The organism is Rhodopseudomonas palustris HaA2, from assembly GCF_000013365.1.
Classification (GTDB): domain Bacteria; phylum Pseudomonadota; class Alphaproteobacteria; order Rhizobiales; family Xanthobacteraceae; genus Rhodopseudomonas; species Rhodopseudomonas palustris_J.
Genome location: NC_007778.1, coordinates 3,263,226 through 3,285,307, shown reverse-complemented (window position 1 = coordinate 3,285,307; position 22,082 = coordinate 3,263,226). Strand labels below are relative to the sequence as shown.

24 protein-coding genes are annotated in these 22,082 nt (G+C 65.7%); 18 read left to right on the top strand and 6 right to left on the bottom strand.

Going from position 1 to position 22,082, the window contains the following annotated elements; translation table 11 throughout:
- The first annotated feature begins 19 nt into the window (after nucleotides 1–19).
- From dusB to gyrA, 9 genes are all read left to right on the top strand, one after another.
- On the top strand, nucleotides 20–1,084 hold the full coding sequence (gene dusB, locus RPB_RS14530; protein ID WP_011441770.1) for a tRNA dihydrouridine synthase DusB: 1,065 nt from the start codon (nucleotides 20–22) through the stop codon (nucleotides 1,082–1,084).
- A complete protein-coding gene (locus RPB_RS14525; protein ID WP_011441769.1) occupies nucleotides 1,081–2,250 on the top strand; it encodes a two-component system sensor histidine kinase NtrB in 1,170 nt (389 codons plus the stop codon). Before dusB ends, RPB_RS14525 begins: the two co-directional genes overlap by 4 nt.
- 9 nt (nucleotides 2,251–2,259) lie before the next feature.
- Nucleotides 2,260–3,702: a nitrogen regulation protein NR(I) gene (ntrC, locus tag RPB_RS14520; protein WP_011441768.1), complete on the top strand. Its 1,443-nt coding sequence runs from the start codon at nucleotides 2,260–2,262 to the stop codon at nucleotides 3,700–3,702.
- Nucleotides 3,703–3,858: 156 nt separating this feature from the next.
- Entirely contained in the window at nucleotides 3,859–6,147 is a 2,289-nt protein-coding gene (locus tag RPB_RS14515) for a sensor histidine kinase NtrY-like (RefSeq protein ID WP_011441767.1), read from the top strand.
- Between the two features lie 17 nt (nucleotides 6,148–6,164).
- Nucleotides 6,165–7,532 carry a sigma-54-dependent transcriptional regulator gene (locus tag RPB_RS14510; RefSeq protein WP_011441766.1) on the top strand — a complete coding sequence of 456 codons (1,368 nt, stop codon included), beginning with the start codon at nucleotides 6,165–6,167 and terminating at the stop codon, nucleotides 7,530–7,532.
- A 35-nt stretch (nucleotides 7,533–7,567) separates the two neighbouring features.
- Nucleotides 7,568–8,425 (top strand): D-amino-acid transaminase, encoded by an 858-nt coding sequence (locus tag RPB_RS14505; RefSeq protein WP_011441765.1) that lies wholly within the window; start codon nucleotides 7,568–7,570, stop codon nucleotides 8,423–8,425.
- A 178-nt stretch (nucleotides 8,426–8,603) separates the two neighbouring features.
- Nucleotides 8,604–8,852, top strand: a complete 249-nt coding sequence (gene hfq, locus RPB_RS14500; RefSeq protein ID WP_002711839.1) for an RNA chaperone Hfq — start codon at nucleotides 8,604–8,606, stop codon at nucleotides 8,850–8,852.
- An 11-nt stretch (nucleotides 8,853–8,863) separates the two neighbouring features.
- Nucleotides 8,864–10,237, top strand: coding sequence for a GTPase HflX (gene hflX, locus RPB_RS14495; protein ID WP_011441764.1), 1,374 nt, complete (start codon nucleotides 8,864–8,866; stop codon nucleotides 10,235–10,237).
- A gap of 180 nt (nucleotides 10,238–10,417) precedes the next feature.
- A complete protein-coding gene (gene gyrA / locus RPB_RS14490) occupies nucleotides 10,418–13,195 on the top strand; it encodes a DNA gyrase subunit A (RefSeq protein ID WP_011441763.1) in 2,778 nt (925 codons plus the stop codon).
- A gap of 134 nt (nucleotides 13,196–13,329) precedes the next feature.
- On the opposite strand, the gene RPB_RS14485 is transcribed toward gyrA, so the two are convergent.
- Nucleotides 13,330–13,587 (bottom strand): hypothetical protein, encoded by a 258-nt coding sequence (locus RPB_RS14485; protein ID WP_011441762.1) that lies wholly within the window; start codon nucleotides 13,585–13,587, stop codon nucleotides 13,330–13,332.
- A gap of 311 nt (nucleotides 13,588–13,898) precedes the next feature.
- Here RPB_RS14485 and coaD point away from each other — a divergent pair, with 311 nt between their 5' ends.
- From coaD to tgt, 6 genes are all read left to right on the top strand, one after another.
- Entirely contained in the window at nucleotides 13,899–14,396 is a 498-nt protein-coding gene (coaD, locus tag RPB_RS14480) for a pantetheine-phosphate adenylyltransferase (RefSeq protein WP_011441761.1), read from the top strand.
- Between the two features lie 25 nt (nucleotides 14,397–14,421).
- On the top strand, nucleotides 14,422–14,985 hold the full coding sequence (locus tag RPB_RS14475; RefSeq protein ID WP_011441760.1) for a peptidylprolyl isomerase: 564 nt from the start codon (nucleotides 14,422–14,424) through the stop codon (nucleotides 14,983–14,985).
- Nucleotides 14,986–14,994: 9 nt separating this feature from the next.
- Nucleotides 14,995–15,438 carry a hypothetical protein gene (locus tag RPB_RS14470; protein WP_011441759.1) on the top strand — a complete coding sequence of 148 codons (444 nt, stop codon included), beginning with the start codon at nucleotides 14,995–14,997 and terminating at the stop codon, nucleotides 15,436–15,438.
- Nucleotides 15,414–15,881, top strand: coding sequence for a peptidylprolyl isomerase (locus RPB_RS14465; protein ID WP_011441758.1), 468 nt, complete (start codon nucleotides 15,414–15,416; stop codon nucleotides 15,879–15,881). Before RPB_RS14470 ends, RPB_RS14465 begins: the two co-directional genes overlap by 25 nt.
- Nucleotides 15,882–16,007: 126 nt before the next feature.
- The gene (queA, locus tag RPB_RS14460; protein ID WP_041798732.1) at nucleotides 16,008–17,084 is read left to right on the top strand and encodes a tRNA preQ1(34) S-adenosylmethionine ribosyltransferase-isomerase QueA; all 1,077 of its coding nucleotides are present in this window, start codon (nucleotides 16,008–16,010) and stop codon (nucleotides 17,082–17,084) included.
- Complete coding sequence (gene tgt, locus RPB_RS14455; RefSeq protein WP_011441756.1) at nucleotides 17,081–18,223, top strand: tRNA guanosine(34) transglycosylase Tgt; 1,143 nt, start codon at nucleotides 17,081–17,083, stop codon at nucleotides 18,221–18,223. The genes queA and tgt overlap by 4 nt, the downstream gene beginning before the upstream one ends.
- 23 nt (nucleotides 18,224–18,246) lie before the next feature.
- Here the strand turns inward: tgt and RPB_RS14450 are convergent, their stop codons facing one another.
- Nucleotides 18,247–18,462 carry a hypothetical protein gene (locus RPB_RS14450; protein WP_011441755.1) on the bottom strand — a complete coding sequence of 72 codons (216 nt, stop codon included), beginning with the start codon at nucleotides 18,460–18,462 and terminating at the stop codon, nucleotides 18,247–18,249.
- Between the two features lie 340 nt (nucleotides 18,463–18,802).
- Here RPB_RS14450 and RPB_RS14445 point away from each other — a divergent pair, with 340 nt between their 5' ends.
- Nucleotides 18,803–19,045 (top strand): BrnA antitoxin family protein, encoded by a 243-nt coding sequence (locus RPB_RS14445; RefSeq protein WP_011441754.1) that lies wholly within the window; start codon nucleotides 18,803–18,805, stop codon nucleotides 19,043–19,045.
- Nucleotides 19,046–19,072: 27 nt separating this feature from the next.
- On the opposite strand, the gene RPB_RS14440 is transcribed toward RPB_RS14445, so the two are convergent.
- Nucleotides 19,073–19,954 carry a DMT family transporter gene (locus RPB_RS14440; protein WP_011441753.1) on the bottom strand — a complete coding sequence of 294 codons (882 nt, stop codon included), beginning with the start codon at nucleotides 19,952–19,954 and terminating at the stop codon, nucleotides 19,073–19,075.
- Nucleotides 19,955–20,130: 176 nt separating this feature from the next.
- On the opposite strand from RPB_RS14440, the gene RPB_RS14435 reads away from it, so the two are divergent.
- Together RPB_RS14435 and RPB_RS14430 are read left to right on the top strand one after the other, a co-directional pair.
- Entirely contained in the window at nucleotides 20,131–20,532 is a 402-nt protein-coding gene (locus RPB_RS14435; RefSeq protein ID WP_011441752.1) for a RidA family protein, read from the top strand.
- A 77-nt stretch (nucleotides 20,533–20,609) separates the two neighbouring features.
- The gene (locus RPB_RS14430; protein WP_011441751.1) at nucleotides 20,610–20,813 is read left to right on the top strand and encodes a hypothetical protein; all 204 of its coding nucleotides are present in this window, start codon (nucleotides 20,610–20,612) and stop codon (nucleotides 20,811–20,813) included.
- Nucleotides 20,814–20,928: 115 nt separating this feature from the next.
- Here RPB_RS14430 and RPB_RS14425 read toward each other — a convergent pair whose 3' ends face one another.
- The 3 genes from RPB_RS14425 to RPB_RS14415 all read right to left on the bottom strand — a co-directional run bounded on the left by RPB_RS14425 (nucleotide 20,929) and on the right by RPB_RS14415 (nucleotide 22,028).
- Nucleotides 20,929–21,108 (bottom strand): light-harvesting protein, encoded by a 180-nt coding sequence (locus RPB_RS14425; protein WP_011441750.1) that lies wholly within the window; start codon nucleotides 21,106–21,108, stop codon nucleotides 20,929–20,931.
- Between the two features lie 12 nt (nucleotides 21,109–21,120).
- Nucleotides 21,121–21,264 (bottom strand): light-harvesting antenna LH1, beta subunit, encoded by a 144-nt coding sequence (gene pufB / locus RPB_RS14420; RefSeq protein WP_011441749.1) that lies wholly within the window; start codon nucleotides 21,262–21,264, stop codon nucleotides 21,121–21,123.
- A gap of 173 nt (nucleotides 21,265–21,437) precedes the next feature.
- The gene (locus RPB_RS14415; protein ID WP_011441748.1) at nucleotides 21,438–22,028 is read right to left on the bottom strand and encodes a formyltransferase family protein; all 591 of its coding nucleotides are present in this window, start codon (nucleotides 22,026–22,028) and stop codon (nucleotides 21,438–21,440) included.
- Nucleotides 22,029–22,082 lie beyond the last annotated feature (54 nt).

Below are 22,082 nucleotides of genomic sequence, written 5' to 3'. Positions count from 1 at the left end.
TTGAGCTAGACCGGTCGCAATGACGCGCTGGCGACAGAATGAGCAGCTTGTGACCCGACCTACAGTAACAGGTTCGCCGCCTTTGAGAATTGGCAAAATTGCGGTGGCCAATCGCGTGCTGCTGGCGCCGATGTCCGGCATTACAGATGCGCCGTTTCGCAAACAGGTCGCAGCTCTCGGCGCCGGGCTCGTGGTATCCGAGATGACCGCCAGCGAAGATCTTGTGCAGGGGCGCGCGATGTCTGTCCGCCGCTGCGACGCCATCGACGACGGGCCGCATGTGGTTCAGCTCGCCGGCTGCGAGCCGCACTGGATGGCGGAAGCCGCCCGGATCGCGGAAGCCGGCGGCGCCGATATCATCGACATCAATATGGGCTGCCCGGCGCGGCATGTGACCGGCGGCCAGTCCGGATCGGCCTTGATGCGTGATCTCGATCACGCGCTGACGCTGATCGAGGCAACGATCGGCGCGGTGCGCGTGCCGGTGACGCTGAAGATGCGGCTCGGCTGGGACGATCGCTCGCGCAACGCGCCGGAACTGGCGCGGCGAGCCGAGGCCGCCGGCGTGCAACTCGTGACCGTGCATGGCCGCACCCGCAGTCAGTTCTACAAGGGCGAAGCCGACTGGCGTGCCGTCCGCGCGGTCCGCGACGCCGTCGGCATTCCGCTGGTCGTCAATGGCGATATCACCTCGTATCAGATGGCGGTCGAGGCGCTGGATCAGTCCGGCGCCGACGCGGTGATGATCGGCCGCGGGGCGCAGGGGCAGCCGTGGCTGCCGGGCCAGATCGGTCGCCGCCTGCAGACCGGGATCGCCGAAGCGATGCCGTCGCTCACCGATCAGCTCGCTTATCTGCGCGCGCTGTATGACGGCGTGCTCGGCCTGTATGGCGAGCGCATCGGGCTGCGCCATGCGCGCAAACATCTCGGCTGGTCGCTCGACGTCGCCGCCGCCGCCAGCGGCGCGCCGCCGGCGACGCTGAAGCGGTGGAGGACGACGATCCTCACCGACGACAGCCCGACCCGTGTGCATCATGCGCTCACTGACGCCTACGACGATTTCGCCTGGAGAGCCGCCGCATGAACGCCGTCCTCGAACCGCGCCACGCCAAGCCGACCGAAAGCGATGCGATCCTCAACGCGCTGCCGAATCCCGTGCTGTTGATCGGCCCGGACGGCAAGATCATCGACGCCAACATGGCGGCGGAATCGTTCTTCGAGATTTCGACGCAGCTCCTTCGGCGCCAATCGCTGACCGAGCTGGTGCCGTTCGGCAGCCCGCTGCTGGCGTTGATCGAGCAGGTGCGTAGCGGCAATTCGCCGGTCAACGAGTACAAGGTCGATCTCGGCACGCCGCGGATCGGCGCCGACCGTCAGGTCGATCTGCATGTTGCGCCGCTGAACGAACGCCCCGGCCACATCGTGGTGATGCTGCAGGAGCGCACCATCGCCGACAAGATGGACCGGCAGCTCACCCATCGCAGCGCCGCGCGTTCGGTGATCGCGCTGGCGGCGATGCTGGCGCACGAGATCAAGAACCCGCTGTCCGGCATCCGCGGCGCGGCTCAGCTCCTCGAGCAGCAGGCGTCGTCGGAAGACCGGATGCTGACGCGGCTGATCTGCGACGAGGCCGATCGGATCGTCACGCTGGTCGATCGGATGGAAGTTTTCGGCGACGACCGCCCGGTGGCGCGCGGCCCGGTCAACATCCATTCGGTGCTCGATCACGTCAAACGGCTCGCGCAGTCCGGCTTCGCGCGCAACATCAAGTTCGTCGAGGACTACGACCCGTCGCTGCCGCCGGTGCTCGCCAATCAGGATCAACTGATCCAGGTGTTTCTGAATCTGGTGAAGAACGCCGCCGAGGCCGTGATCGATCTCGGCAGCGACGCCGAGATCCAGCTCACCACCGCGTTCCGTCCCGGCGTGCGGCTGTCGGTGCCCGGCAAGAAGACCCGGGTGTCGCTGCCGCTGGAATTCTGCGTCAAGGACAACGGGCCCGGCGTGCCGGAAGACCTGATGCCGAACCTGTTCGATCCGTTCGTCACCACCAAGGCGTCGGGCTCAGGCCTCGGCCTCGCGCTCGTCGCCAAGATCGTCGGCGACCACGGCGGAATCATCGAATGTGAATCGCAGCCGCGCAAGACCACGTTTCGCGTGCTGCTGCCGATGTACAACACGGCGAAGAACTACAATCAGAGCAACGGCGAGGACGTGCCGGCGTCATCCGCCTCACAGACTGCAAGATGAGGACGAGCAATGCCCGCAGGTAGTATTCTTGTCGCCGATGACGACACCGCCATCCGCACGGTGTTGAACCAGGCGCTGTCGCGCGCCGGATACGAAGTGCGGCTGACCGGCAATGCCGCGACGCTGTGGCGCTGGGTCAGCCAGGGCGAGGGCGATCTGGTGATCACCGACGTGGTGATGCCGGACGAAAACGCCTTCGACCTGCTGCCGCGGATCAAGAAGATGCGGCCGAACCTGCCGGTCATCGTGATGAGCGCGCAGAACACCTTCATGACCGCGATCCGCGCCTCGGAGAAGGGCGCCTACGAATATCTGCCGAAGCCGTTCGACCTCAAGGAGCTGATCGCGATCGTCGGCCGCGCGCTGGCCGAGCCGAAGGAGCGCTCCAGCAACCAGAACGACGAGAGCGAATTCGATTCGATCCCGCTGGTCGGCCGCTCGCCGGCGATGCAGGAAATCTACCGCGTGCTGGCGCGGCTGATGCAGACCGACCTCACCGTGATGATCTCCGGCGAGAGCGGCACCGGCAAGGAACTGGTGGCGCGCGCGCTGCACGATTACGGCAAGCGCCGCAACGGCCCGTTCGTCGCGGTCAACATGGCGGCGATCCCGCGCGACCTGATCGAGTCGGAATTGTTCGGCCACGAGCGCGGCGCCTTTACCGGTGCCAACACCCGCGCCTCCGGCCGGTTCGAACAGGCCGAGGGCGGCACGCTGTTTCTCGACGAGATCGGCGACATGCCGATGGAGGCGCAGACGCGGTTGCTGCGGGTGCTGCAGCAGGGCGAATACACCACCGTCGGCGGCCGCACCCCGATCAAGACCGACGTGCGGATCGTTGCAGCCTCCAACAAGGATTTGCGCATCCTGATCCAGCAGGGTCTGTTCCGGGAGGATTTGTTCTTTCGTCTCAACGTGGTGCCGCTGCGGCTTCCTCCATTGCGCGAACACATCGAGGATCTGCCGGACCTGGTGCGGCACTTCTTCGCGCTGGCGGAGAAGGACGGCCTACCGGCCAAGAAGCTCGACAGCGCGGCGCTGGAGCGGATGAAGCAGCATCGCTGGCCGGGCAACGTCCGCGAGCTGGAGAATCTGGCGCGGCGGCTGGCGGCGCTGTATCCGCAGGACGTCATCACCGCCTCGGTGATCGACGGCGAACTGGCACCGCCCGCGGTGGTGTCCGGCGGCAGCGTCGCCCACACCGTCGACAATCTCGGCGGAGCGGTCGAAATGTACCTTTCGTCGCATTTTTCGGGCTTCCCGAACGGCGTCCCGCCGCCGGGGCTCTACCATCGCGTGCTGCGCGAGATCGAAGTGCCGCTCTTGACCGCGGCGCTGGCGGCGACTCGCGGCAACCAGATCAGGGCGGCCGATCTGCTCGGTCTGAACCGCAATACGCTGCGGAAGAAGATCCGCGACCTCGATATTCAGGTTTATCGGACCGGCGGCTGACACGCTGGGTCAAGGTTTTATGCTGTGCACTGCGTAGCCGCCCGAGGTTCTTCGGGCGGCGCGCCGCGATATTGTCGTAATTGAGCAACAATGTTGTAGGAATGCATCACTTGCCTTTGCGGCGGTGACCCGTCGCATTCATTGATTATTGCCAGAATGACCAGCGCAGAGACGTCGACCCCAACCGTTGACGACCCGTCGATCGCCGAGCCGCGCGCCGCCTTCTGGCGCCGGCTGCTGGCGCCGATCGCGGTGTGCGTGGCGCTGCTGTCGGCCTTCCTCACCTTCGTCATCCTGACCGGACTGACGCCGATTGCGCCCACCCGGGCCGTCGTCGTCACCTTCCTGCTGATCAACGGCGCCACCATCCTGCTGCTGGTGGCGATCATCGTCCGCGAGGTCTGGAAGATCATCCAGGCCCGGCGGCGCGGACGGGCGGCGGCGCGGCTCCACGTCCAGATCGTCAGCCTGTTCTCGGTGATCGCCGTGCTGCCGGCGGTGCTGGTGTCGGTCGTCGCCAATGTCACGCTCGACCGCGGCCTCGACCGGCTGTTCTCAGGGCCGACCCGGGCGGTGATCCAGAATTCGCTGATCGTCGCCAATGCCTATCTGCACGAACACGGCCAGCTGATCCGCGGCGACATCATCGGCATGGCGAACGACATCTCGCGGGTCCGGCCGCTGTTCGACCAGGACCGCAAGTCCTTCCGCGAATTTCTCACCACCGATGCCGCGTCGCGCAATCTTCCCGGCGCGATGCTGATCGACAAGGACCGCAACATCGTGGAGTCGGCCCAGACCGGCATCCAGCGCGATTTCGACACGCCGGCCCCCGAATTCCTCAGCAATGTCGACGACACCGAGCCGCAGATCGCGGTGTTCATCGAGGCCAATTACGTCGCCGCGGTGATCCGGCTGAAGGGCTTCGACGACACCTTCCTGTATGTCGCGCGGCTGCTCGACCCCCGCGTGGTGGCGCAATTGCGGCAGACCCAGGCCAGCGTCGCCGAATATGCCGAGATCGAGGCGCGCCGGCTCGGCGTTCAGGTCGCGTTCGCGCTGATGTTCACGGTGATCGCGCTGACGGTGCTGATGTCGTCGGTGCTGATCGGGCTGAACTTCGCCAATTGGCTGGTGGCGCCGATCCGCCGCCTGATGGGCGCGGCGCAGATGGTCTCGACCGGCGATCTGCACGTCCAGGTGCCGGTGTTCAAATCCGAGGGCGACCTGTCGCAACTCGGCGAGACTTTCAACAAGATGACGCAGGAGCTGCGGACCCAGCGCGACGAACTGGTCAGCGCCAGCGATCTGATCGACAGTCGCCGCCGCTTCATCGAAGCGGTGCTGTCGTCGGCCAGCGCCGGCATCATCGGCGTCGACGGCTCGCTCAGCATCGGCATTCTCAACCGCTCGGCGGAGAAGCTGATCGGGCATTCGGAATCCGAGACGCTGGGGCATCCGCTGTCCGAGGTGATTCCCGAGCTCGACGAAATGATGGCCGCGGCCTGCGAAGGCGCGCAGCGTCTGGTGCAGGGCCAGATCACCATCACCCGCGATGGCCGCGAACGCATTCTCTCGGTGCGCGTCACGGCCGAGCAGACCGGCCACGCCCGCGACAGCTACATCATCACGCTCGACGATATCACCGAGCTGGTGTCGGCGCAGCGGACCTCGGCCTGGGGCGATGTCGCGCGCCGGATCGCGCACGAGATCAAGAACCCGCTGACCCCGATCCAGCTGTCGGCGGAGCGGATCAAGCGCAAGTTCGGCAAGGTGATCGTCGAGGACAAGGGCATCTTCGAGCAGTGCACCGACACCATCGTGCGCCAGGTCGACGACATCCGCCGCATGGTCGACGAATTCTCGCGCTTCGCGCGGATGCCGAAGCCGGTAATCGAAGGCGAGGATGTCGCCGACACCGTGCGCCAGGTGGTGTTCCTGATGCGCGTCGGCCATCCCGAGGTCGAGATCGAGACCGAGATCAAGGACGACCCGCTGCGGGCGCGGTTCGACCGCCGTCTGATTTCGCAGGCGTTGACCAACATCATCAAGAACGCGGCCGAGGCGATCGAGGCGGTGCCGCCGGAGGAACTCGGCAAGGGCAGGATCGAGGTGGTGGCGGCGCGCGACGGCGACGACGTCGTCATCGACGTCGTCGACAACGGCATCGGTCTGCCCAAACAAAGCCGCTCACGCCTGCTCGAACCCTACGTGACCACGCGCGAGAAGGGCACCGGCCTCGGGCTCGCGATCGTCGGGCGCGTGCTGGTCGATCATGGCGGCGGCATCGAACTCAACGACGCATCCGACTTCCGGCCCGGGCAACGTGGCGCGTGGATGCGGTTACGATTTGCGATGTCCGGACAGCCCGTGGCACCGCCTGCCGGTGAACCAAAAGCCAAGGCCGGCAACGAACCGAAGATAGAAGCGGCGAACAGCGGCTAGAATGACAGGCTCGACAAATGGCGAATGACATTTTGATCGTCGATGACGAAGCGGATATCCGCGATCTCGTCGCCGGCATTCTCGAGGACGAAGGCTTCACGTCGCGCACCGCGCGCGACAGCGATTCCGCGTTGGCGGAGATCGCGAACCGGCGTCCGAATTTGATCTTCCTCGACATCTGGCTGCAGGGCAGCAAGCTCGACGGCCTGCAGTTGCTCGAGCAGATCAAGAAGGAGCACGCCGAGGTGCCGGTGGTGATGATCTCCGGCCACGGCAACATCGAGACCGCGGTGGCGGCGATCAAACGCGGCGCCTACGACTTCATCGAGAAGCCGTTCAAATCCGACCGCCTGCTTCTGGTCGCGACGCGTGCGCTGGAGACCTCGCGGCTGAAACGCGAGGTGCGCGAACTGAAGCAGCAGGCGCCGTCGGCCTCGACGCTGATGGGCCGCTCGGCCTGCATGAACCAGTTGCGCCAGACCATCGAGCGCGCCGCCAAGGCCAACAGCCGGATTCTGATCGTCGGCCCGTCGGGGGCCGGCAAGGAACTCGCGGCGCGGACGCTGCACAACGCCTCCGGCCGCGCCGATGGCCCGTTCGTGGTGATCAACGCCGCCGCGATCACGCCGGAGCGGATGGAGGTCGAGCTGTTCGGCATCGAGCCGAACGGCGAGCACGCGCGCAAGGCGGGAGCGCTGGAAGAGGCCCATGGCGGCACGCTGTTCATCGACGAAATCGCCGACATGCCGCGCGAGACCCAGAACAAGATCCTGCGGGTGCTGGTCGAGCAGACCTTCCAGCGCTCCGGCGGCACCGCCAAGGTCAATGTCGACGTTCGCATCATCTCGTCGACGGCGCGCAATCTCGAAGAGGAGATCGCCGAGGGACGCTTCCGCGAGGACCTGTATCACCGGCTGTCGGTGGTGCCGATCCGGGTGCCGCCGCTGTCGGAACGGCGCGAGGACATTCCCGAATTGATCGAGTATTTCATGGACCAGATTTCGGCAGCGACCGGCCTGCCGAAGCGGCAGATCGGGCAGGATGCGATGGCCGTGCTGCAGTCGCATGTCTGGCCGGGCAACGTCCGTCAGCTCCGCAACAATGTCGAGCGGGTGATGATCCTCGCCGGCGGCGGCCCGGATGCGGTGATCACCGCCGACATGCTGCCGCAGGACGTCGGCTCGATGGTGCCGACGATGCCGACCGGCAACAATGGCGAGCACATCATGGGGCTGCCGCTGCGCGAGGCCCGCGAGGTGTTCGAGCGCGACTACCTCATCGCGCAGATCAGCCGGTTCTCCGGCAACATCTCGCGCACCGCCGAATTCGTCGGCATGGAGCGCTCGGCGCTGCATCGCAAGCTCAAGGCGCTCGGCGTCGGCTGATCGTTTTTCTCTGACCTCTCAACCGGAATTGCTCGATGTCGCGCATCGCCTATGTGAACGGCCGCTATCAGGAGATGCGCGACGCCAGCGTCAGCATCGAGGATCGCGGCTATCAGTTTGCCGACGGCGTCTACGAGGTCTGCGAGGTGCGCGACGGCCGGCTGGTCGACATGCCGCGGCATCTGACGCGGCTGCAGCGATCCCTGAGCGAATTGCGGATCGCGCTGCCGATGCCGCTGTCGTCGCTGGCTGTGATCCTGCACGAGGTGGTGCGGCGTAATCGCGTGCGCTTCGGGATCGTCTATCTGCAGATCAGCCGCGGCGTTGCGCGGCGGGACCACGGTTTTCCGCTGAGCCGTGTGAAGCCCAGTCTGGTGGTGACCGCGCGCACGATCAATCCGGCCAAGGGCGCGGAGAATGCGGCGCGCGGCATCAAGGTGATCACCGTGCCGGAGAATCGCTGGCCGCGGGTCGACATCAAGTCGACCGCGCTGCTGCCGAATGTGCTGGCGAAGCAGGCGGCACGCGAAGCCGGCGCCTACGAAGCCTGGTATGTCGACGGCGACGGCTTCGTCACCGAAGGCTCGTCGAGCAATGCCTGGATCGTCACCAAGCAGGGGCGGGTGGTGACCCGGCCCGACAGCTCGGGGATTCTGTCGGGTATCACCCGGGGCGTGCTGATCGAGGCGCTGGAGGCGCTGCAGATCCGGTTCGAGGAGCGTCCGTTCACGCCCGCCGAGGCGGCCGACGCAGCAGAGGCCTTCGTCACGGCGGCGAGCATGATCGTGATGCCGGTGGTCGCGATCGACGGCCATGCCATCGGAAGTGGCACGCCGGGCCCAGTTGCCCGCCGCCTGCGCGAACAGTTTCACCGATTTGCGGCCTTTTCCTGAATTTTGTGTCGCGCGCAGCACGGCGTCCGATTTAGCTGCTTGCCTAACAAGCACGCGTGCCGTCTAATCTCCTTGTCAGCCTCCGGAGGGGGATCTCAGGGGGGCCGACAACCGAGGTGAAGCTCCGCAGAGAGACGCGCCGCGGCAAAAAAAGACAATTCCAATTGCGGGAATAAAAATGGCGGCAGACCGCGCACAAAATCTACAAGACACCTTCCTGAACCACGTTCGAAAGACCAAGACTCCTTTGACGATTTTCCTGGTGAACGGGGTCAAATTGCAAGGCATTGTCACTTGGTTCGATAATTTTTGCCTGTTGCTGCGGCGCGATGGTCATTCGCAGCTGGTCTACAAGCATGCGATTTCGACGATTATGCCAGGCGCGCCGATCCAGTTGTTCGAAGGCGGCGAGGATTCTCCAGCTTGAGAAGGTCCTGATTGGAACCCCGCAGCTTTGACGGGGGCGCCGACCGGCCGCGGTCGGCGACAGACGGCCAGACCGGGCGGGTAATCGTCGTCGGGCCGTATCTTCGTGTCCGCAAGACCGATCCCGATGCCGGCGGAATGAATGCCGTGCGCGACAGCGACGCCCGCCTCGACGAGGCGGCGGGGCTTGCGCGCGCCATCGATCTGGAGATCGCCGAGGCGGTGCTGACGCCGATCAGTCAGATCCGCCCGGCGACCTATCTCGGCAAGGGCAAGGTCGAAGAGATCCTCGGCATCATCAAAGGCCACGAGGCCGATCTCGTGGTGATGGATTGCGCGCTGTCGCCGATCCAGCAGCGCAATCTGGAGAAGGCGTGGAGCGCCAAGGTGCTCGATCGTACCGGGCTGATCCTGGAGATCTTCGGCCGCCGCGCCAAGACCAAGGAAGGCGCGCTGCAGGTCGAACTCGCGCATCTGAACTATCAACGCTCGCGGCTGGTGCGATCCTGGACCCATCTCGAACGCCAGCGCGGCGGCTTCGGCTTCATGGGCGGCCCCGGCGAAACCCAGATCGAGGCCGACCGGCGGCTGATCGGCGATCGAATCTCGCGGCTCGAAAACGAACTGAAGAAGGTGCAGGCGACGCGGCGGCTGCACCGCGCCGGCCGCCAGCGCGTGCCGTATCGCGTCGTCGCACTGGTCGGCTACACCAATGCCGGCAAGTCGACGCTGTTCAACCGGCTGACCCGCGCCGACGTGCAGGCCGCCGACATGCTGTTCGCGACGCTGGACCCGACGCTGCGCGCCTTGACCTTGCCGCACGGCGGCAAGGCGATGCTGTCCGACACCGTGGGTTTCATTTCCAACCTCCCGACCCAACTCGTTGCGGCGTTCCGCGCCACGCTGGAGGAGGTGCTGGAAGCCGATCTGATCCTGCACGTCCGCGACATCTCGCACGAAGATGCCGAGGCCCAGGAGCGCGACGTCGACGCGGTGCTGCGCCAGCTCGGCGTCGAGGCCGACGGCGGGCGCATCCTCGAAATCTGGAACAAGATCGACCGCTTCGAGCCGGAGCAGCGCGAAGAGCTGCGCAACATCGCGGCGCGGCGGTCCGAGGATCGCCCGTGCTTCATGGTGTCGGCGGTGAGCGGCGAGGGCGTCGACGAGCTGTTGCTGGCGATCGAGCAGCGGCTGGCGGCCTGGCGTTCGGTGCTCGACCTGACCATCGACGCCGCCGACGGGGCCGGCGTGAGCTGGCTGCATCGCAACGCCGAGGTGCTGTCCAAGGAGCTGCGCGACGGCCGCTACGCCATGACGGTGCGGGTCGACGAGACCAAGCGCGACGTCGTCGTCGAGCGCTTCGGCGCGGTGCTGCGCGAGGACTGATCGGGGCGCGCCGCCGACGTTTCGGGGCGATCCGGGAAGGCGCTTCGGGCGCCCAGCCAAACTCCGGCTAAGTCATTGGAAAATCGGCTGGAAAAAGCCGCGAAAAGGCGACCGCGAGGGTGGCTTGCGCGGCCTCGATGCGGTATATGATTCGCATCAGAATCTGACCGGAACTCACCCTTGTCCGACAAAGACGACGAGAAGCCCGGGGAGCCTCAGGCGCCCTCGGATATTCGCCCCGTATCCATTCTCGACGAGATGAAGCGCAGCTATCTCGATTACGCGATGAGCGTGATCGTGGCGCGAGCGCTGCCGGATGCGCGCGACGGATTGAAACCGGTGCATCGCCGGATTCTCTTCGGCATGTACGAGAACGGATTCGAGTGGAACAAGCCGTATCGCAAATCGGCGCGCACCGTCGGCGACGTCATCGGTAAGTATCACCCGCACGGCGACCAGTCGGTGTACGACGCGATGGTGCGCATGGCGCAGGACTTTTCCATGCGCGTGCCGCTGATCGACGGTCAGGGCAATTTCGGCTCGGTCGACGGCGACGCGCCGGCCGCGATGCGATACACCGAATCGCGCCTGACCAAGATCGCGCAATTGCTGCTCGACGATCTCGACAAGGACACCGTCGACTATCAGGACAACTACGACGGCTCGTTCAACGAGCCGCAGGTGCTGCCGGCGAAGTTCCCGAACCTGCTGGTCAACGGCGCCGGCGGCATCGCCGTCGGCATGGCGACCAACATTCCGCCGCACAATCTCGGCGAGGTGATCGACGCCTGTATCGCATTGATCGACGATCCGGCGCTGTCGATCGACGATCTGAACGTCATCATCCCGGGCCCCGACTTCCCGACCGGCGGCATCATTCTCGGCCGCGCCGGCATTCGTCTCGCCTACCACACCGGCCGCGGTTCGATCGTGATGCGCGGCAAGGTCGAGATCGAAACGGTCCGCAAGGACCGCGAGGCGATCATCATCTCGGAGATCCCTTACCAGGTGAACAAGGCCACCATGGTCGAGCGGATCGCCGATCTGGTGCGCGAGAAGAAGATCGAGGGCATCTCCGATCTGCGCGATGAATCCGACCGCGACGGCTTCCGCGTCGTGATCGAGCTGCGGCGGGACGCGGTGCCGGACGTGGTGCTGAACCAGCTCTACCGCTTCACGCCACTGCAGACCAATTTCGGCGCCAACATGGTGGCGCTCGACGCCGGCCGTCCGCAACTGATGAACCTCAAGGATCTGCTGACGCTGTTCGTCGCGTTCCGCGAGCAGGTGGTCACGCGGCGGACCAAATATCTGCTGAACAAGGCGCGCGACCGCGCTCATATTTTGGTCGGCCTCGCCATCGCGGTGGCGAATATCGACGAGATCATTCGCGTCATCCGCAATTCGCCCGATCCGAACACGGCGCGCGAAACCCTGATGTCGCGCGACTGGCCGGCGGCCGACGTCGCCGCGATGATCACGTTGATCGACGACCCGCGCCACAAGCTCAACGAGGACGGCACCGCGCGGCTGTCGTTCGAGCAGGCCAAGGCGATCCTCGATCTGCGGCTGCAGCGCCTGACGGCGTTGGGTCGCGAGGAAATCGCCGAGGAACTCGACAAGCTCGCGCTCGAGATCGCCGACTATCTCGACATCCTGCGTTCGCGGGCGCGGGTGCAGACCATCGTCAAGGACGAACTGATCGCGGTGAAGACGGAATTCGCCACGCCGCGCAAGACCGTGATCATCGAGCAGGAAGGCGAGGTCGAAGACGAGGACCTGATCCAGCGCGAGGACATGGTGGTGACGGTGTCGCACGCCGGCTACGTCAAGCGCGTGCCGCTGTCGACCTATCGGGCGCAACGCCGCGGCGGCAAGGGCCGCTCCGGCATGGCGACCCGCGAGGAGGATTTCGTCTCCAGGCTGTTCGTCGCCTCGACGCACACGCCGGTGCTGTTCTTCTCGTCGCGCGGCCAGGTCTACAAAGAAAAGGTGTGGCGGCTGCCGATCGCGCCGCCGAACGGCCGCGGCAAGGCGCTGATCAACATCCTGCCGCTGGAGCAGGGCGAGCGCATCACCACGATCATGCCGCTGCCGGAGGACGAGCAGTCCTGGGCCGCGCTCGACGTGATGTTCGCGACCACCGGCGGCAATGTCCGCCGCAACAAGCTGTCCGACTTCGTCGACGTGCGCCGCTCCGGCATCATCGCGATGAAGCTCGACGACGGCGAGGCGATCGTCGACGTGCAGATCTGCACCGAGCGCGACGACGTGTTGCTGACAACTGCCAATGGTCAGTGCATTCGATTTCCTGTCTCGGACCAAAGAGACGGCAAGGAATTCGGTGTCCGAGTCTTCCAAGGTCGTTCATCCATGGGCGTGCGCGGCATTGCTCTAGCGCCCGAGGACAAGGTGATCTCGCTTAGCATCCTGCGCCATCTCGACGCCGGATCCGAGGAGCGCGCCGCCTATCTGCGCCGCGCCAATGCGGTGCGTCGCGGCGGCGTCGAGGAGCGGGCGGCGGTGGAGGACGAGGCCGCGGGGGTCGAGGGCGAGGACGCCTCGGTCGGCGCGATCGAGCTCGGCGAGCAGCGCTATGTCGAGATGTCGGCGTCCGAGCAGTTCGTGCTGACGATCTCGGAGAACGGCTACGGCAAGCGGACCTCGTCGTTCGAGTACCGCACAACCAACCGCGGCGGCAAAGGCATCGTGGCGATGTCGGTCAACAACCGCAACGGCAAGCTGGTGGCGTCGTTCCCGGTGGAGGATTCGGACCAGATCATGCTGGTGACCGACAACGGCCAGTTGATCCGCTGCCCGGTCGAAGGCATCCGGGTCGCTGGGCGCTCGACCCAGGGCGTGATCGTGTTCGACACCGCAGACGACGAGAAGGTGGTGTCGGTCGAGCACATTCCCGAGGCGGAAGAGACCGAGAACGGAAACGGTAACGGCGGCTGATCAGCCGCCGGAATCCATAGAGAACCCAAGCAAAGCACGAATCGAAAGGCCCCCGGCGGGCACACCGGGGGCCTTCGAAGAGCGCTCCTGGAGGACAGCGCTTGGGTGGTTCTGTGTATCCTAACGCACGATCCTTAAGGACGTTCCGCGGTGACCAGACGGGCTTCGCGGACCGGCGCGGTGCGGGTTTCGGCATTGCGCAGGCAGGACGGCTCGAAATTCGGCCAAGCCTGTGCGGAGCAATTCGTTCCCAGCGGGCGGATGTCGAGCCGGTCGCCCTTGGCGAGCGCCACCGGCACGCTGGCTTCGACGCGCGGCGCAAAGCCCGGGAGAATGGTGAGGGCGGCAGCGACGAACGCTGCAATGGCGACTGCGGAAAGAGCCTTGATCATGACGGTCCCCTGTCGTCGGGCCTTGCGACCCGTTGGATTGTCGCTTCCCAATGCCGGTGGTGTAGCCAAGCCCGGTTTCAGAACATCTTCGTCGCCGCACCAATTGGTTTCATGGCCGCGCAAATTTGTTTCTCCGGTAAAGGCTCCGTGAAACAATGCGGAAAAAACCGTAATGTTTTCAGCAGCCCACCTGTCGCGGAATAGACGCGCGAGGTGGCCTTCCGGTTCGATCCGCAGAGCGAAATAAAACCCCGGACAGGGCCGGAACCAGATCGGCTTGCGGGCGTCATGCGGCCGCGCTAGACGGAAGCATGTCCCGTATCGCGCTGTATCCCGGCTCCTTCGACCCCGTCACCAACGGCCATCTCGACGTCGTCCGCCACGCGGTCGAATTGTGCGACAGGCTGGTGGTGGCGATCGGCATCCACCCCGGCAAGAAGCCGCTGTTCACCACCGAGGAGCGGCTGGTGATGGTGCGACGCGTGTTCGAGCCGGTCGCCGAGGCCGCCGGCTGTGCGTTCGATTGCACCACCTACGACAATCTCACGGTCACCGCGGCGCAGCAGGTCGGCGCGTCGCTGATGATCCGCGGGCTGCGCGACGGCACTGATCTCGACTACGAAATGCAGATCGCCGGCATGAACGAGACCATGGCGCCGGGGGTCCACACGGTGTTTTTGCCGGCGTCGGTCGGCGTGCGCCCGATCACCGCCACACTGGTGCGGCAGATCGCTGCGATGGGCGGCGACGTCTCCGCCTTCGTGCCGCCCGATGTCGCGGCCAGTCTGAAATCGAAATTCGCCGGCTAGCCGGCTTTTGCAATCCGGAGTTTCCATGATCCGTTTGATAGGCATCATCGCCGCGCTGGTGTTCGCTCTGCCCGCGCTGGCGCAGCCGCTGCCCGCCGGCCTCGACAAGCAGAACGCCATCGTCATCGACAGCACCAAGGGGCGGATCGTGATCCAGCTCCGGCCGGACATCGCGCCGCAGCACGCCGAACGCATCAAGCAGCTCGCCCGCGACGGCTTCTACAACAACGTGCCGTTCCACCGCGTGATGGCCGGCTTCATGGCGCAGACCGGCGACGGCGAGAAGTTCAACGGCACCGGCGGTTCGAAATATCCGAACCTGAAGCAGGAGTTCTCCAAGGTGCCGTTCAAACGCGGCATCGTCGGCATGGCCCGGCGCGGCGACAGCGTCGACAGCGCGAACGCGCAGTTCTTCATCATGTTCGACGACGGGCCGAGCCTGAACGGGCAGTACACCGTGATCGGCGAAGTGGTGTCCGGCATGGATGTCGTCGACAAGCTGAAGAAGGCCTCGCCCGGCTCGCCCGGCGGCTCGGTGACCGACCCCGACAAGATGGTCAAGGTCCAGGTCGCCGCCGACGTCAAGTAAGCGGCCGACATGCCGCCGCGCCGACGAAACGTTGTCGCGGCGGTGCTGATCGCATCTGCGATCGGCGCATTGGGCCGTGCCGCGGTCGCGCAGGAGGCACGGATCGACAATCTCGACGGGTTGTTTGCGGCGCTGAAACAATGCTGGCGTCCGCCACAGCTCGCGCCCGGCGATCCGGGCAAGCAGATCACGGTGCTGGTGAGTTTCAAGCGCGACGGCCAGATCCTCGGCAAGCCGCGGATCACCTTCGAAAGTGCGACGACGCCGGGATTCGACAGTCTCGCTTATCGGATCGCGGTGATGGAGACATTGCAGCGGTGTACGCCGTTGCCGTTCACGCAAAGCATGGGCAACGCAGTTGCCGGACGTCCCTTCACGCTGCGGTTCGACGATCGCAGAACATTCCCCCAACCGAACGAGAAGAGAGCATGGCTGACAACGACAACATCCTGATCCTCGAAACCACCCAAGGCGACGTCAAGATCGAGATGCGTCCCGATCTGGCGCCGAACCACGTCGCCCGCATCAAGGAGCTGGTGCGCGAAGGCTTCTACGACGGCATCGTGTTTCACCGCGTGATCGAGGGCTTCATGGCGCAGACCGGCTGCCCGCAGGGCACCGGCACCGGCGGCTCCGGCAAGAAGCTGAAGGCCGAGTTCAACAAGGAGCCGCACGTTCGCGGCACGACCTCGATGGCGCGCGCCGCCAGCCCGGATTCCGGCGACAGCCAGTTCTTCATCTGCTTCGACGACGCCCGCTTCCTCGACAACCAGTACACGGTGTGGGGCAAGGTGATCGAGGGCATGGAGAACGTCGACAAGATCAAGCGCGGCGAACCGGTGCAGAACCCCGACAAGATCGTCAAGGCGACGATGGCCGCCGACGCGGCGGCTTGAGCTGCCGAGGTCGGCTCCTGACGCCGACGGCGCCACATAGAAGGTGTCATGCCCGGGCTTGACCCGGGCATCCATCTTTCGAAGAGGATGGATCGCCGGATCAAGTCCGGCGATGACGGATACCGGATGCGCACCGACCTGTTCGACTTCGACCTGCCTGCCGAGAACATCGCGCTGCGGCCGATGAGCCCGCGCGATGCCGCGCGGATGCTGGTGGTGCGCCCCGGCGCGGCGCCGGAGGATCGCGTCGTGCGCGACCTGCCGGCGCTGCTGCAGCCCGGCGATCAGCTCGTCGTCAACGATACGCGGGTGATCGCCGCGCAGCTCTCAGGCCGCCGGATCGGCCGCGCCACCGAGCCGAAGATCGAGGCGACGCTGATCAAGCGGCTCGACGGCTCGCGCTGGCAGGCGCTGGTCAAGCCGGCGAAGAAGCTCGCCGAGGGCGACGTCGTCCGCTTCGGCCATGACGGGCGGGTCTGTCTGCTCGGCCATCTCGACGCCACCGTCGAGGTCAAGGGCGAGGCCGGCGAGGTGACGCTGGCGTTCTGCTTCCACGGGCCCGCGCTCGATCAGGCGATCGCCGAGCTCGGCGCGACGCCGCTGCCGCCCTATATCGCGTCCAAGCGCGCGCCCGACGATCGGGACGCGGCCGACTATCAGACCATGTTCGCCGCCAACGAGGGCGCCGTCGCGGCGCCGACCGCGGGGCTGCACTTCACGCCGGAACTCGACGCGGCACTCGCGGCGCGGGGCGTGACGGTGCACCGGGTGACGCTGCATGTCGGGGCGGGGACGTTCCTGCCGGTGAAGACCGACGACACCGCCGAGCATCGGATGCACGCCGAATGGGGCACGATCGGCCGTGACACCGCCGCGGCGCTGAACGCGGCGCGCGCGCAAGGCGGCCGCATCGTCGCGGTCGGCACCACCTCGCTGCGGCTGCTGGAAAGCGCGGCGCGCGACGACGGCACGATCGCGCCGTTCGCCGACGAAACCGCGATCTTCATCACGCCGGGCTACAAATTTCGTGCGGTCGACGTGCTGATGACCAATTTCCATCTGCCGCGGTCGACGCTGTTCATGCTGGTGTCTGCGTTCTGCGGGCTGGAGACGATGCAGGCGGCCTACCGCCACGCCATCGAAACCGGCTATCGGTTCTATTCCTATGGCGACGCCAGCCTGCTGTTCCGGGAGCCCACATGAGCGTGCCGAACCATTTCGACCTGCTCGCGACCGACGGCGCGGCCCGCACCGGCCGGCTGACCACGCCGCATGGCGTGGTGCGGACGCCGGCCTTCATGCCGGTCGGCACCGCGGGCGCGATGAAGGGGCTGCACTGGCGCGAGGTGCGCGACGCCGGCGCCGATATCGTGCTCGGCAACACCTATCATCTGATGCTGCGCCCGGGTGCGGAGCGGATCGCGGCGCTCGGCGGCTTGCAGCGCTTCACCACCTGGAACGGGCCGATGCTGACCGACAGCGGCGGCTTCCAGGTGATGTCGCTGGCGCAGCTCCGCAAAGTCTCCGAGAAGGCGGTGAACTTCCGCTCGCATATCGACGGCGCCGCAATCGAATTGTCGCCGGAACGCGCCATCGAAGTGCAGCTTCTGCTCGGCAGCGACATCGCGATGCAGCTCGACGAATGCGTCCGGCTGCCGGCGGAGCGCGCCGACATCGAGCGCGCGATGCAACTGTCGCTGCGCTGGGCCGAGCGCTGCAAGCGCGCGTTCGAGACGGCGCCGGACGGCCACATGCTGTTCGGCATCGTCCAGGGCGGCGACGTGCCGGAACTGCGCCACGCCAGCGCGCGCGGGCTGATCGAGCTCGGCTTCCACGGCTATGCGATCGGCGGCCTCGCGGTCGGCGAGCCGCAGGAGGTGATGCTTGCGATGATCGAGGAGGCGGCGCCGATCCTGCCGGCCGACCGGCCGCGCTATCTGATGGGCGTCGGTACGCCCGAGGACATGCTCGAAGCGGTGGCGCGCGGCATCGACATGTTCGACTGCGTGATGCCGACCCGCAACGGCCGCCACGGCGTGGCGTTCACCAGGTTCGGACCGGTCAATCTGCGCAACGCCCGCCACGCCGACGATCCGCGCCCGCTGGACGAGGCGAGCGACTGGCCCTCGACCCGCAACTGCTCACGGGCCTATCTCCATCATCTGATCAAGTCGGGCGAAACGCTCGGCGCGATGCTGCTGTCGGAGATCAACATCGCGTACTATCAGCGGCTGATGCGCGATATCCGCGAAGCGATCACGCGCGGCTCGTTCGAGACGTTCCGGATGCAGACCCGAGCCGACTGGGAGCAGGGCGATATCGCATCAAGAGACCCCGCATGACCGCGAGAAACGCAGCGCCGAGATCAGTTACAGGCGAAGCGTTTCATCGAATGCTTGGTTACAAAGCCATACCCGCAGGTGTCGCAGGTCCAGAGATAGCTCACGATGCTCTCCGTCAGAAACGCAGAGGCTTCCGCCGCGACCATCGAATCTGCGCAGACCGGGCAGGTCGGCAGATCGTTTCCACGCGGCGCAGGACGAGGGGCGTTGGTCGACAGAACTTCAGCGATCGCTGGCATCGTGACCTCCTCAACATCCAGTGGATTGAGCAGTGGACTTAGCCTTCCGTTGCATGAACTCTACACCAGGAACTCTGACGATGTCGCAACACAAATGCGGTCGTTCTGCGAAATTCGATTCTGCAATGCAGCGGGACGATGGCGGTTGGAAAACCTGCCGAATTGTCGCCGGTTCAGTTGATTCATTCGTGCGCAGTTCCCATCGTGGTCATCCGCGTGCGATGCATCGTGAACGGTTGGTTACCGCGTCTCGTCAAGTCATCGTGAAACCTCGTCGCGCTGCGTATTCCGTGCTCGTTCCGTCCGTCGTTCCGACTCAAGACTCATCGAAGAGGACCTCATGTCTCAGCCGCCACGCCGCCCGCGCACATTGAACGATGCCCGCACCGAAGCTGAAGCCGCCTTCAAGAAGGCGACCACCAAGCCCGTCGAGGCGCCGGTGGTTCAGAGGCGTGCGCTTCCCGGCGTCAAGGAAATGGTCTCGCTGCGGATCGATCAGGACGTGCTCGAGCACTTCCAGGGCGATGGTCCCGGCTGGCAGGAGCGCATCAACGCCGCGCTGCGCAAGGCCGCGGGGCTGTAGGGGCCTGTCGAGCGCTGTGGGGCCGTCTCACGTCTTGCTGGGTGCGACGGTGGCCGATCGGGCGGTGCGCAGGTTGAGCAGGTTTCCGGCGAGAATCAGCACCGCACCGAGCACGGTGTAGGCATCGAGCCGTTCGCCGTAGAGCAGCCAACCGGCGGTTGCGCTGAGTGGCACGCGCAGGAAGTCCATCGGCACCACCACCGTGGCGTCGGCATAGGACAGCGCCCGCGCCATGCAGTAGTGCGAGAACGTGCCGCAGAACGCGATCACCACGATCCAGATCCAGGCGTAATTCGACGGCCACTGCCAGACATACAGCGCCGGGAAGAAGCCGAGCGCCGACTGGATGATCAGCATCCAGAAGATGATCGTCAGCGTGCTCTCGGTCCGCGTCAGCGCCTTGACCAGCGTGATCGTCACAGCGAAGCCGAAGGCGGCGCCGAGCGCGATCAGCTGGCCGGGATCGATCGTCCCGGTGGCAGGGCGGACGATCACGATGACGCCGAGGAGTCCCAATGCGACCGCCGCGACTCTCCAGACGTTCAGGCGTTCGCCCAGAAAGGTCGCCGCAAGGATCGCGATCCAGATCGGCATGGTGAACTCGATCGCGACGACCTGGCCGATCGGGATCAGCGTCAGCGCGAAGAACCAGCCGAGCTGCGCCGCATAGTGCACCAGATTGCGGGCGAGGTGCGGCAGCGGTCGCGCCGTCGCCATGGTGGCAAAGCCGCCGGCGGCGTGCACCAGCGGATACAGCATCGCAAAGCCGATCACCGATCGCAGTTCCATGACCTGGAACACGTTCAGCTCGCGCAACGTCTCGCGACCGGCGACCGCGATGATCAGCATCAGGCTGAGCCAGCCGGACATCCACAGCGCGGCCATGCTCTTCGAAGGGGGGCGGGTCATCGGCGGATTGTTCTGCTGTTCTGTCGCCAGGCGTTTCCGCTTGCTCTATCGGCGACCGTGCCGGGATTGGCAACCCGCGCGAATGCAGATCGGCGTGGTTGATTTCCGGCGGCTGCTGTGCCCGACTGGGCCGAAGAGCCGCGCAAGCCGGCTCGCAGACAATGGGAGGATCAGTGATGCGAACCTTGCAGCCGGCCGACTGGGCGAAGCCACGCGGTTTCTCACACGGCGTTGCCTTCATCGGGCCAGGGCAGTGGCTGGTGCTGGCCGGCCAGACCGGCACCAACGACAAAGGCGAATACGAATCGGACGATCTCGCCGACCAGGTCGGCGCGGCTTTGAAGCGGATCGTGACGCTGCTGGCCGAGGCTGCCGCAGGACCGGAGCACATCGTCCGGCTGACCTGGTATCTCACCAGCCGCGAGGATTACGCCGCCGCCGGTCCCGGCATCGCCGCGGCATGGCGTGACACGCTGGGGCGGCACTTTCCGCCGTCGACCTTGCTCTACATCTCCGGGCTGGTCGATCCCCGCGCCAAGGTCGAAATCGAGGTCACCGCCTTCGTGCCGGCGCGATAGCGCGGCAGACGCGGACGGCCCTTGCAAGGAACCCGGGTTTCGGCCAACAAGCCGGCACCTTGCAAGGAGTTCGATCGATGACCCAGCGTTCCACTTCGGCGGATTTCGTCACCGCGTTCGCCACCGGCTGGCCGGAACACCAGCCCGATGTGCTGATTCTGTCGCTGACGACGCAGAAGGGCGTGCAGGATTTCGCGCTGACCAAGGAGCAGGCGCTGCTGGTCGCCAAGACGATCAAGCGCACCGCGACGCAGTTGGCCGCGCCGAAGCGGCAGTCCTGAGCGGGCCGGCGGGCGGCATCTCCTCAAGGGCGCGTCTTCTCAGACGCATCGGCCCAAACAAAAACCGGGCCCCCAATGGGAGCCCGGTCCTGTCGCGAAGCTCGATTGAGCCGAATCAGCCGACCTGCACGGTCGAGGTGATCGCCGCGGTCTTGCCGTTCCAGTACTTCGGGAACCAGGTGGTGTTGCTGAGAACAGCGGCATGCACCAGGATCGCGATGACGGTGACGCTGCCGAGCAGCAGGGGCAGGCCGACGGTCGGGCTGACCACAGTCCAGATTCTACCTTGATTCATGGTCAGTACTCCTTAGTGCAGCCAGGGCGAGTAAACGTAGGCGAGGAAGTGAGCGACGATCGCGATCGCACCGAAGATGCGGGTGCCATCGATCACGTGCTTGTGGAGCTCTTCCGACTCCTCGACCGACAGGCCGGTCAGTGTCTTTTCAGCCATTTTGAAAACCTCAAACGAGTTGTTCTGTGAATCGAACAGCCGCAAGCAGCGTGTTCGATGGACGCACTATGGTCGCGAGCGGGGGCGGCCACATTGCGCAGGAACAATTTTTCGTGAGTACGAAAGTCGTAGATTTGGTGGTGGCCGGTATCGAGATGGCGATCCGGCTTGCGTCACATTGTCGTTCGGGGCGCTCGCGTGGCGAATCGCTCGTCTTGCGGCTGCGCCGGCAGTTCCGCATGGGTGCGGGCGTGGTCGATCACCTGCGCCAGCAGTTTGATCCCGAGCGGCGCCAGCACGCGCTCCCACAATTCGCGGGCGGTTTCGCCCTTGTGCACGAAGCACCATTCCTGCAGCGCGATCGCACCGGCATCCATCCGGTCGGCGAGGTGATAGACCGTGCCGCCGGCGATCGGATCGCCCTCGCGGATGGTCCATTCCACCGCGGCGATGCCGCGATGCCGCGGCAGCAGCGACGGGTGATAGCCGATGCCGCCGAGCCGGGCCGCCGCCAGCGCGTCGCGATCGACCCGGGCGTGGCAGTGCGCGGCGACGATCAGATCAGTGTCCGGTGCGATCTCCGCGGCGGTGACGAGCTTCGGGCTGGCCTGCACCGTCACCGCAATCCCGGCCGTCTCGGCCGCTAGCGCCAGCCGGTCGCCGCCGTCCGCCACAACCACGCGCGGCACCGCGATGCCGCGGCTGCGCAGCATCTCCAGGGTGGCCACGCCGAAATGTCGCGAGCCGACGAGGGTGATGCGCATGAACTCTGTGGTCCGAGGAGGATCGGGATGGGCGAAGCGACTGCACCGGAATCG

Coding starts and splice junctions, on each gene's coding strand:
- dusB (WP_011441770.1), top strand. CDS start 20: ATGACGCGCTGGCGACAGAATGAGCAGCTTGTGACCCGACCTACAGTA.
- RPB_RS14525 (WP_011441769.1), top strand. CDS start 1,081: ATGAACGCCGTCCTCGAACCGCGCCACGCCAAGCCGACCGAAAGCGAT.
- ntrC (WP_011441768.1), top strand. CDS start 2,260: ATGCCCGCAGGTAGTATTCTTGTCGCCGATGACGACACCGCCATCCGC.
- RPB_RS14515 (WP_011441767.1), top strand. CDS start 3,859: ATGACCAGCGCAGAGACGTCGACCCCAACCGTTGACGACCCGTCGATC.
- RPB_RS14510 (WP_011441766.1), top strand. CDS start 6,165: ATGGCGAATGACATTTTGATCGTCGATGACGAAGCGGATATCCGCGAT.
- RPB_RS14505 (WP_011441765.1), top strand. CDS start 7,568: ATGTCGCGCATCGCCTATGTGAACGGCCGCTATCAGGAGATGCGCGAC.
- hfq (WP_002711839.1), top strand. CDS start 8,604: ATGGCGGCAGACCGCGCACAAAATCTACAAGACACCTTCCTGAACCAC.
- RPB_RS14485 (WP_011441762.1), bottom strand. CDS start 13,587: ATGATCAAGGCTCTTTCCGCAGTCGCCATTGCAGCGTTCGTCGCTGCC.
- coaD (WP_011441761.1), top strand. CDS start 13,899: ATGTCCCGTATCGCGCTGTATCCCGGCTCCTTCGACCCCGTCACCAAC.
- RPB_RS14475 (WP_011441760.1), top strand. CDS start 14,422: ATGATCCGTTTGATAGGCATCATCGCCGCGCTGGTGTTCGCTCTGCCC.
- RPB_RS14470 (WP_011441759.1), top strand. CDS start 14,995: ATGCCGCCGCGCCGACGAAACGTTGTCGCGGCGGTGCTGATCGCATCT.
- RPB_RS14465 (WP_011441758.1), top strand. CDS start 15,414: ATGGCTGACAACGACAACATCCTGATCCTCGAAACCACCCAAGGCGAC.
- queA (WP_041798732.1), top strand. CDS start 16,008: ATGCGCACCGACCTGTTCGACTTCGACCTGCCTGCCGAGAACATCGCG.
- tgt (WP_011441756.1), top strand. CDS start 17,081: ATGAGCGTGCCGAACCATTTCGACCTGCTCGCGACCGACGGCGCGGCC.
- RPB_RS14450 (WP_011441755.1), bottom strand. CDS start 18,462: ATGCCAGCGATCGCTGAAGTTCTGTCGACCAACGCCCCTCGTCCTGCG.
- RPB_RS14445 (WP_011441754.1), top strand. CDS start 18,803: ATGTCTCAGCCGCCACGCCGCCCGCGCACATTGAACGATGCCCGCACC.
- RPB_RS14440 (WP_011441753.1), bottom strand. CDS start 19,954: ATGACCCGCCCCCCTTCGAAGAGCATGGCCGCGCTGTGGATGTCCGGC.
- RPB_RS14435 (WP_011441752.1), top strand. CDS start 20,131: ATGCGAACCTTGCAGCCGGCCGACTGGGCGAAGCCACGCGGTTTCTCA.
- RPB_RS14430 (WP_011441751.1), top strand. CDS start 20,610: ATGACCCAGCGTTCCACTTCGGCGGATTTCGTCACCGCGTTCGCCACC.
- RPB_RS14425 (WP_011441750.1), bottom strand. CDS start 21,108: ATGAATCAAGGTAGAATCTGGACTGTGGTCAGCCCGACCGTCGGCCTG.
- pufB (WP_011441749.1), bottom strand. CDS start 21,264: ATGGCTGAAAAGACACTGACCGGCCTGTCGGTCGAGGAGTCGGAAGAG.
- RPB_RS14415 (WP_011441748.1), bottom strand. CDS start 22,028: ATGCGCATCACCCTCGTCGGCTCGCGACATTTCGGCGTGGCCACCCTG.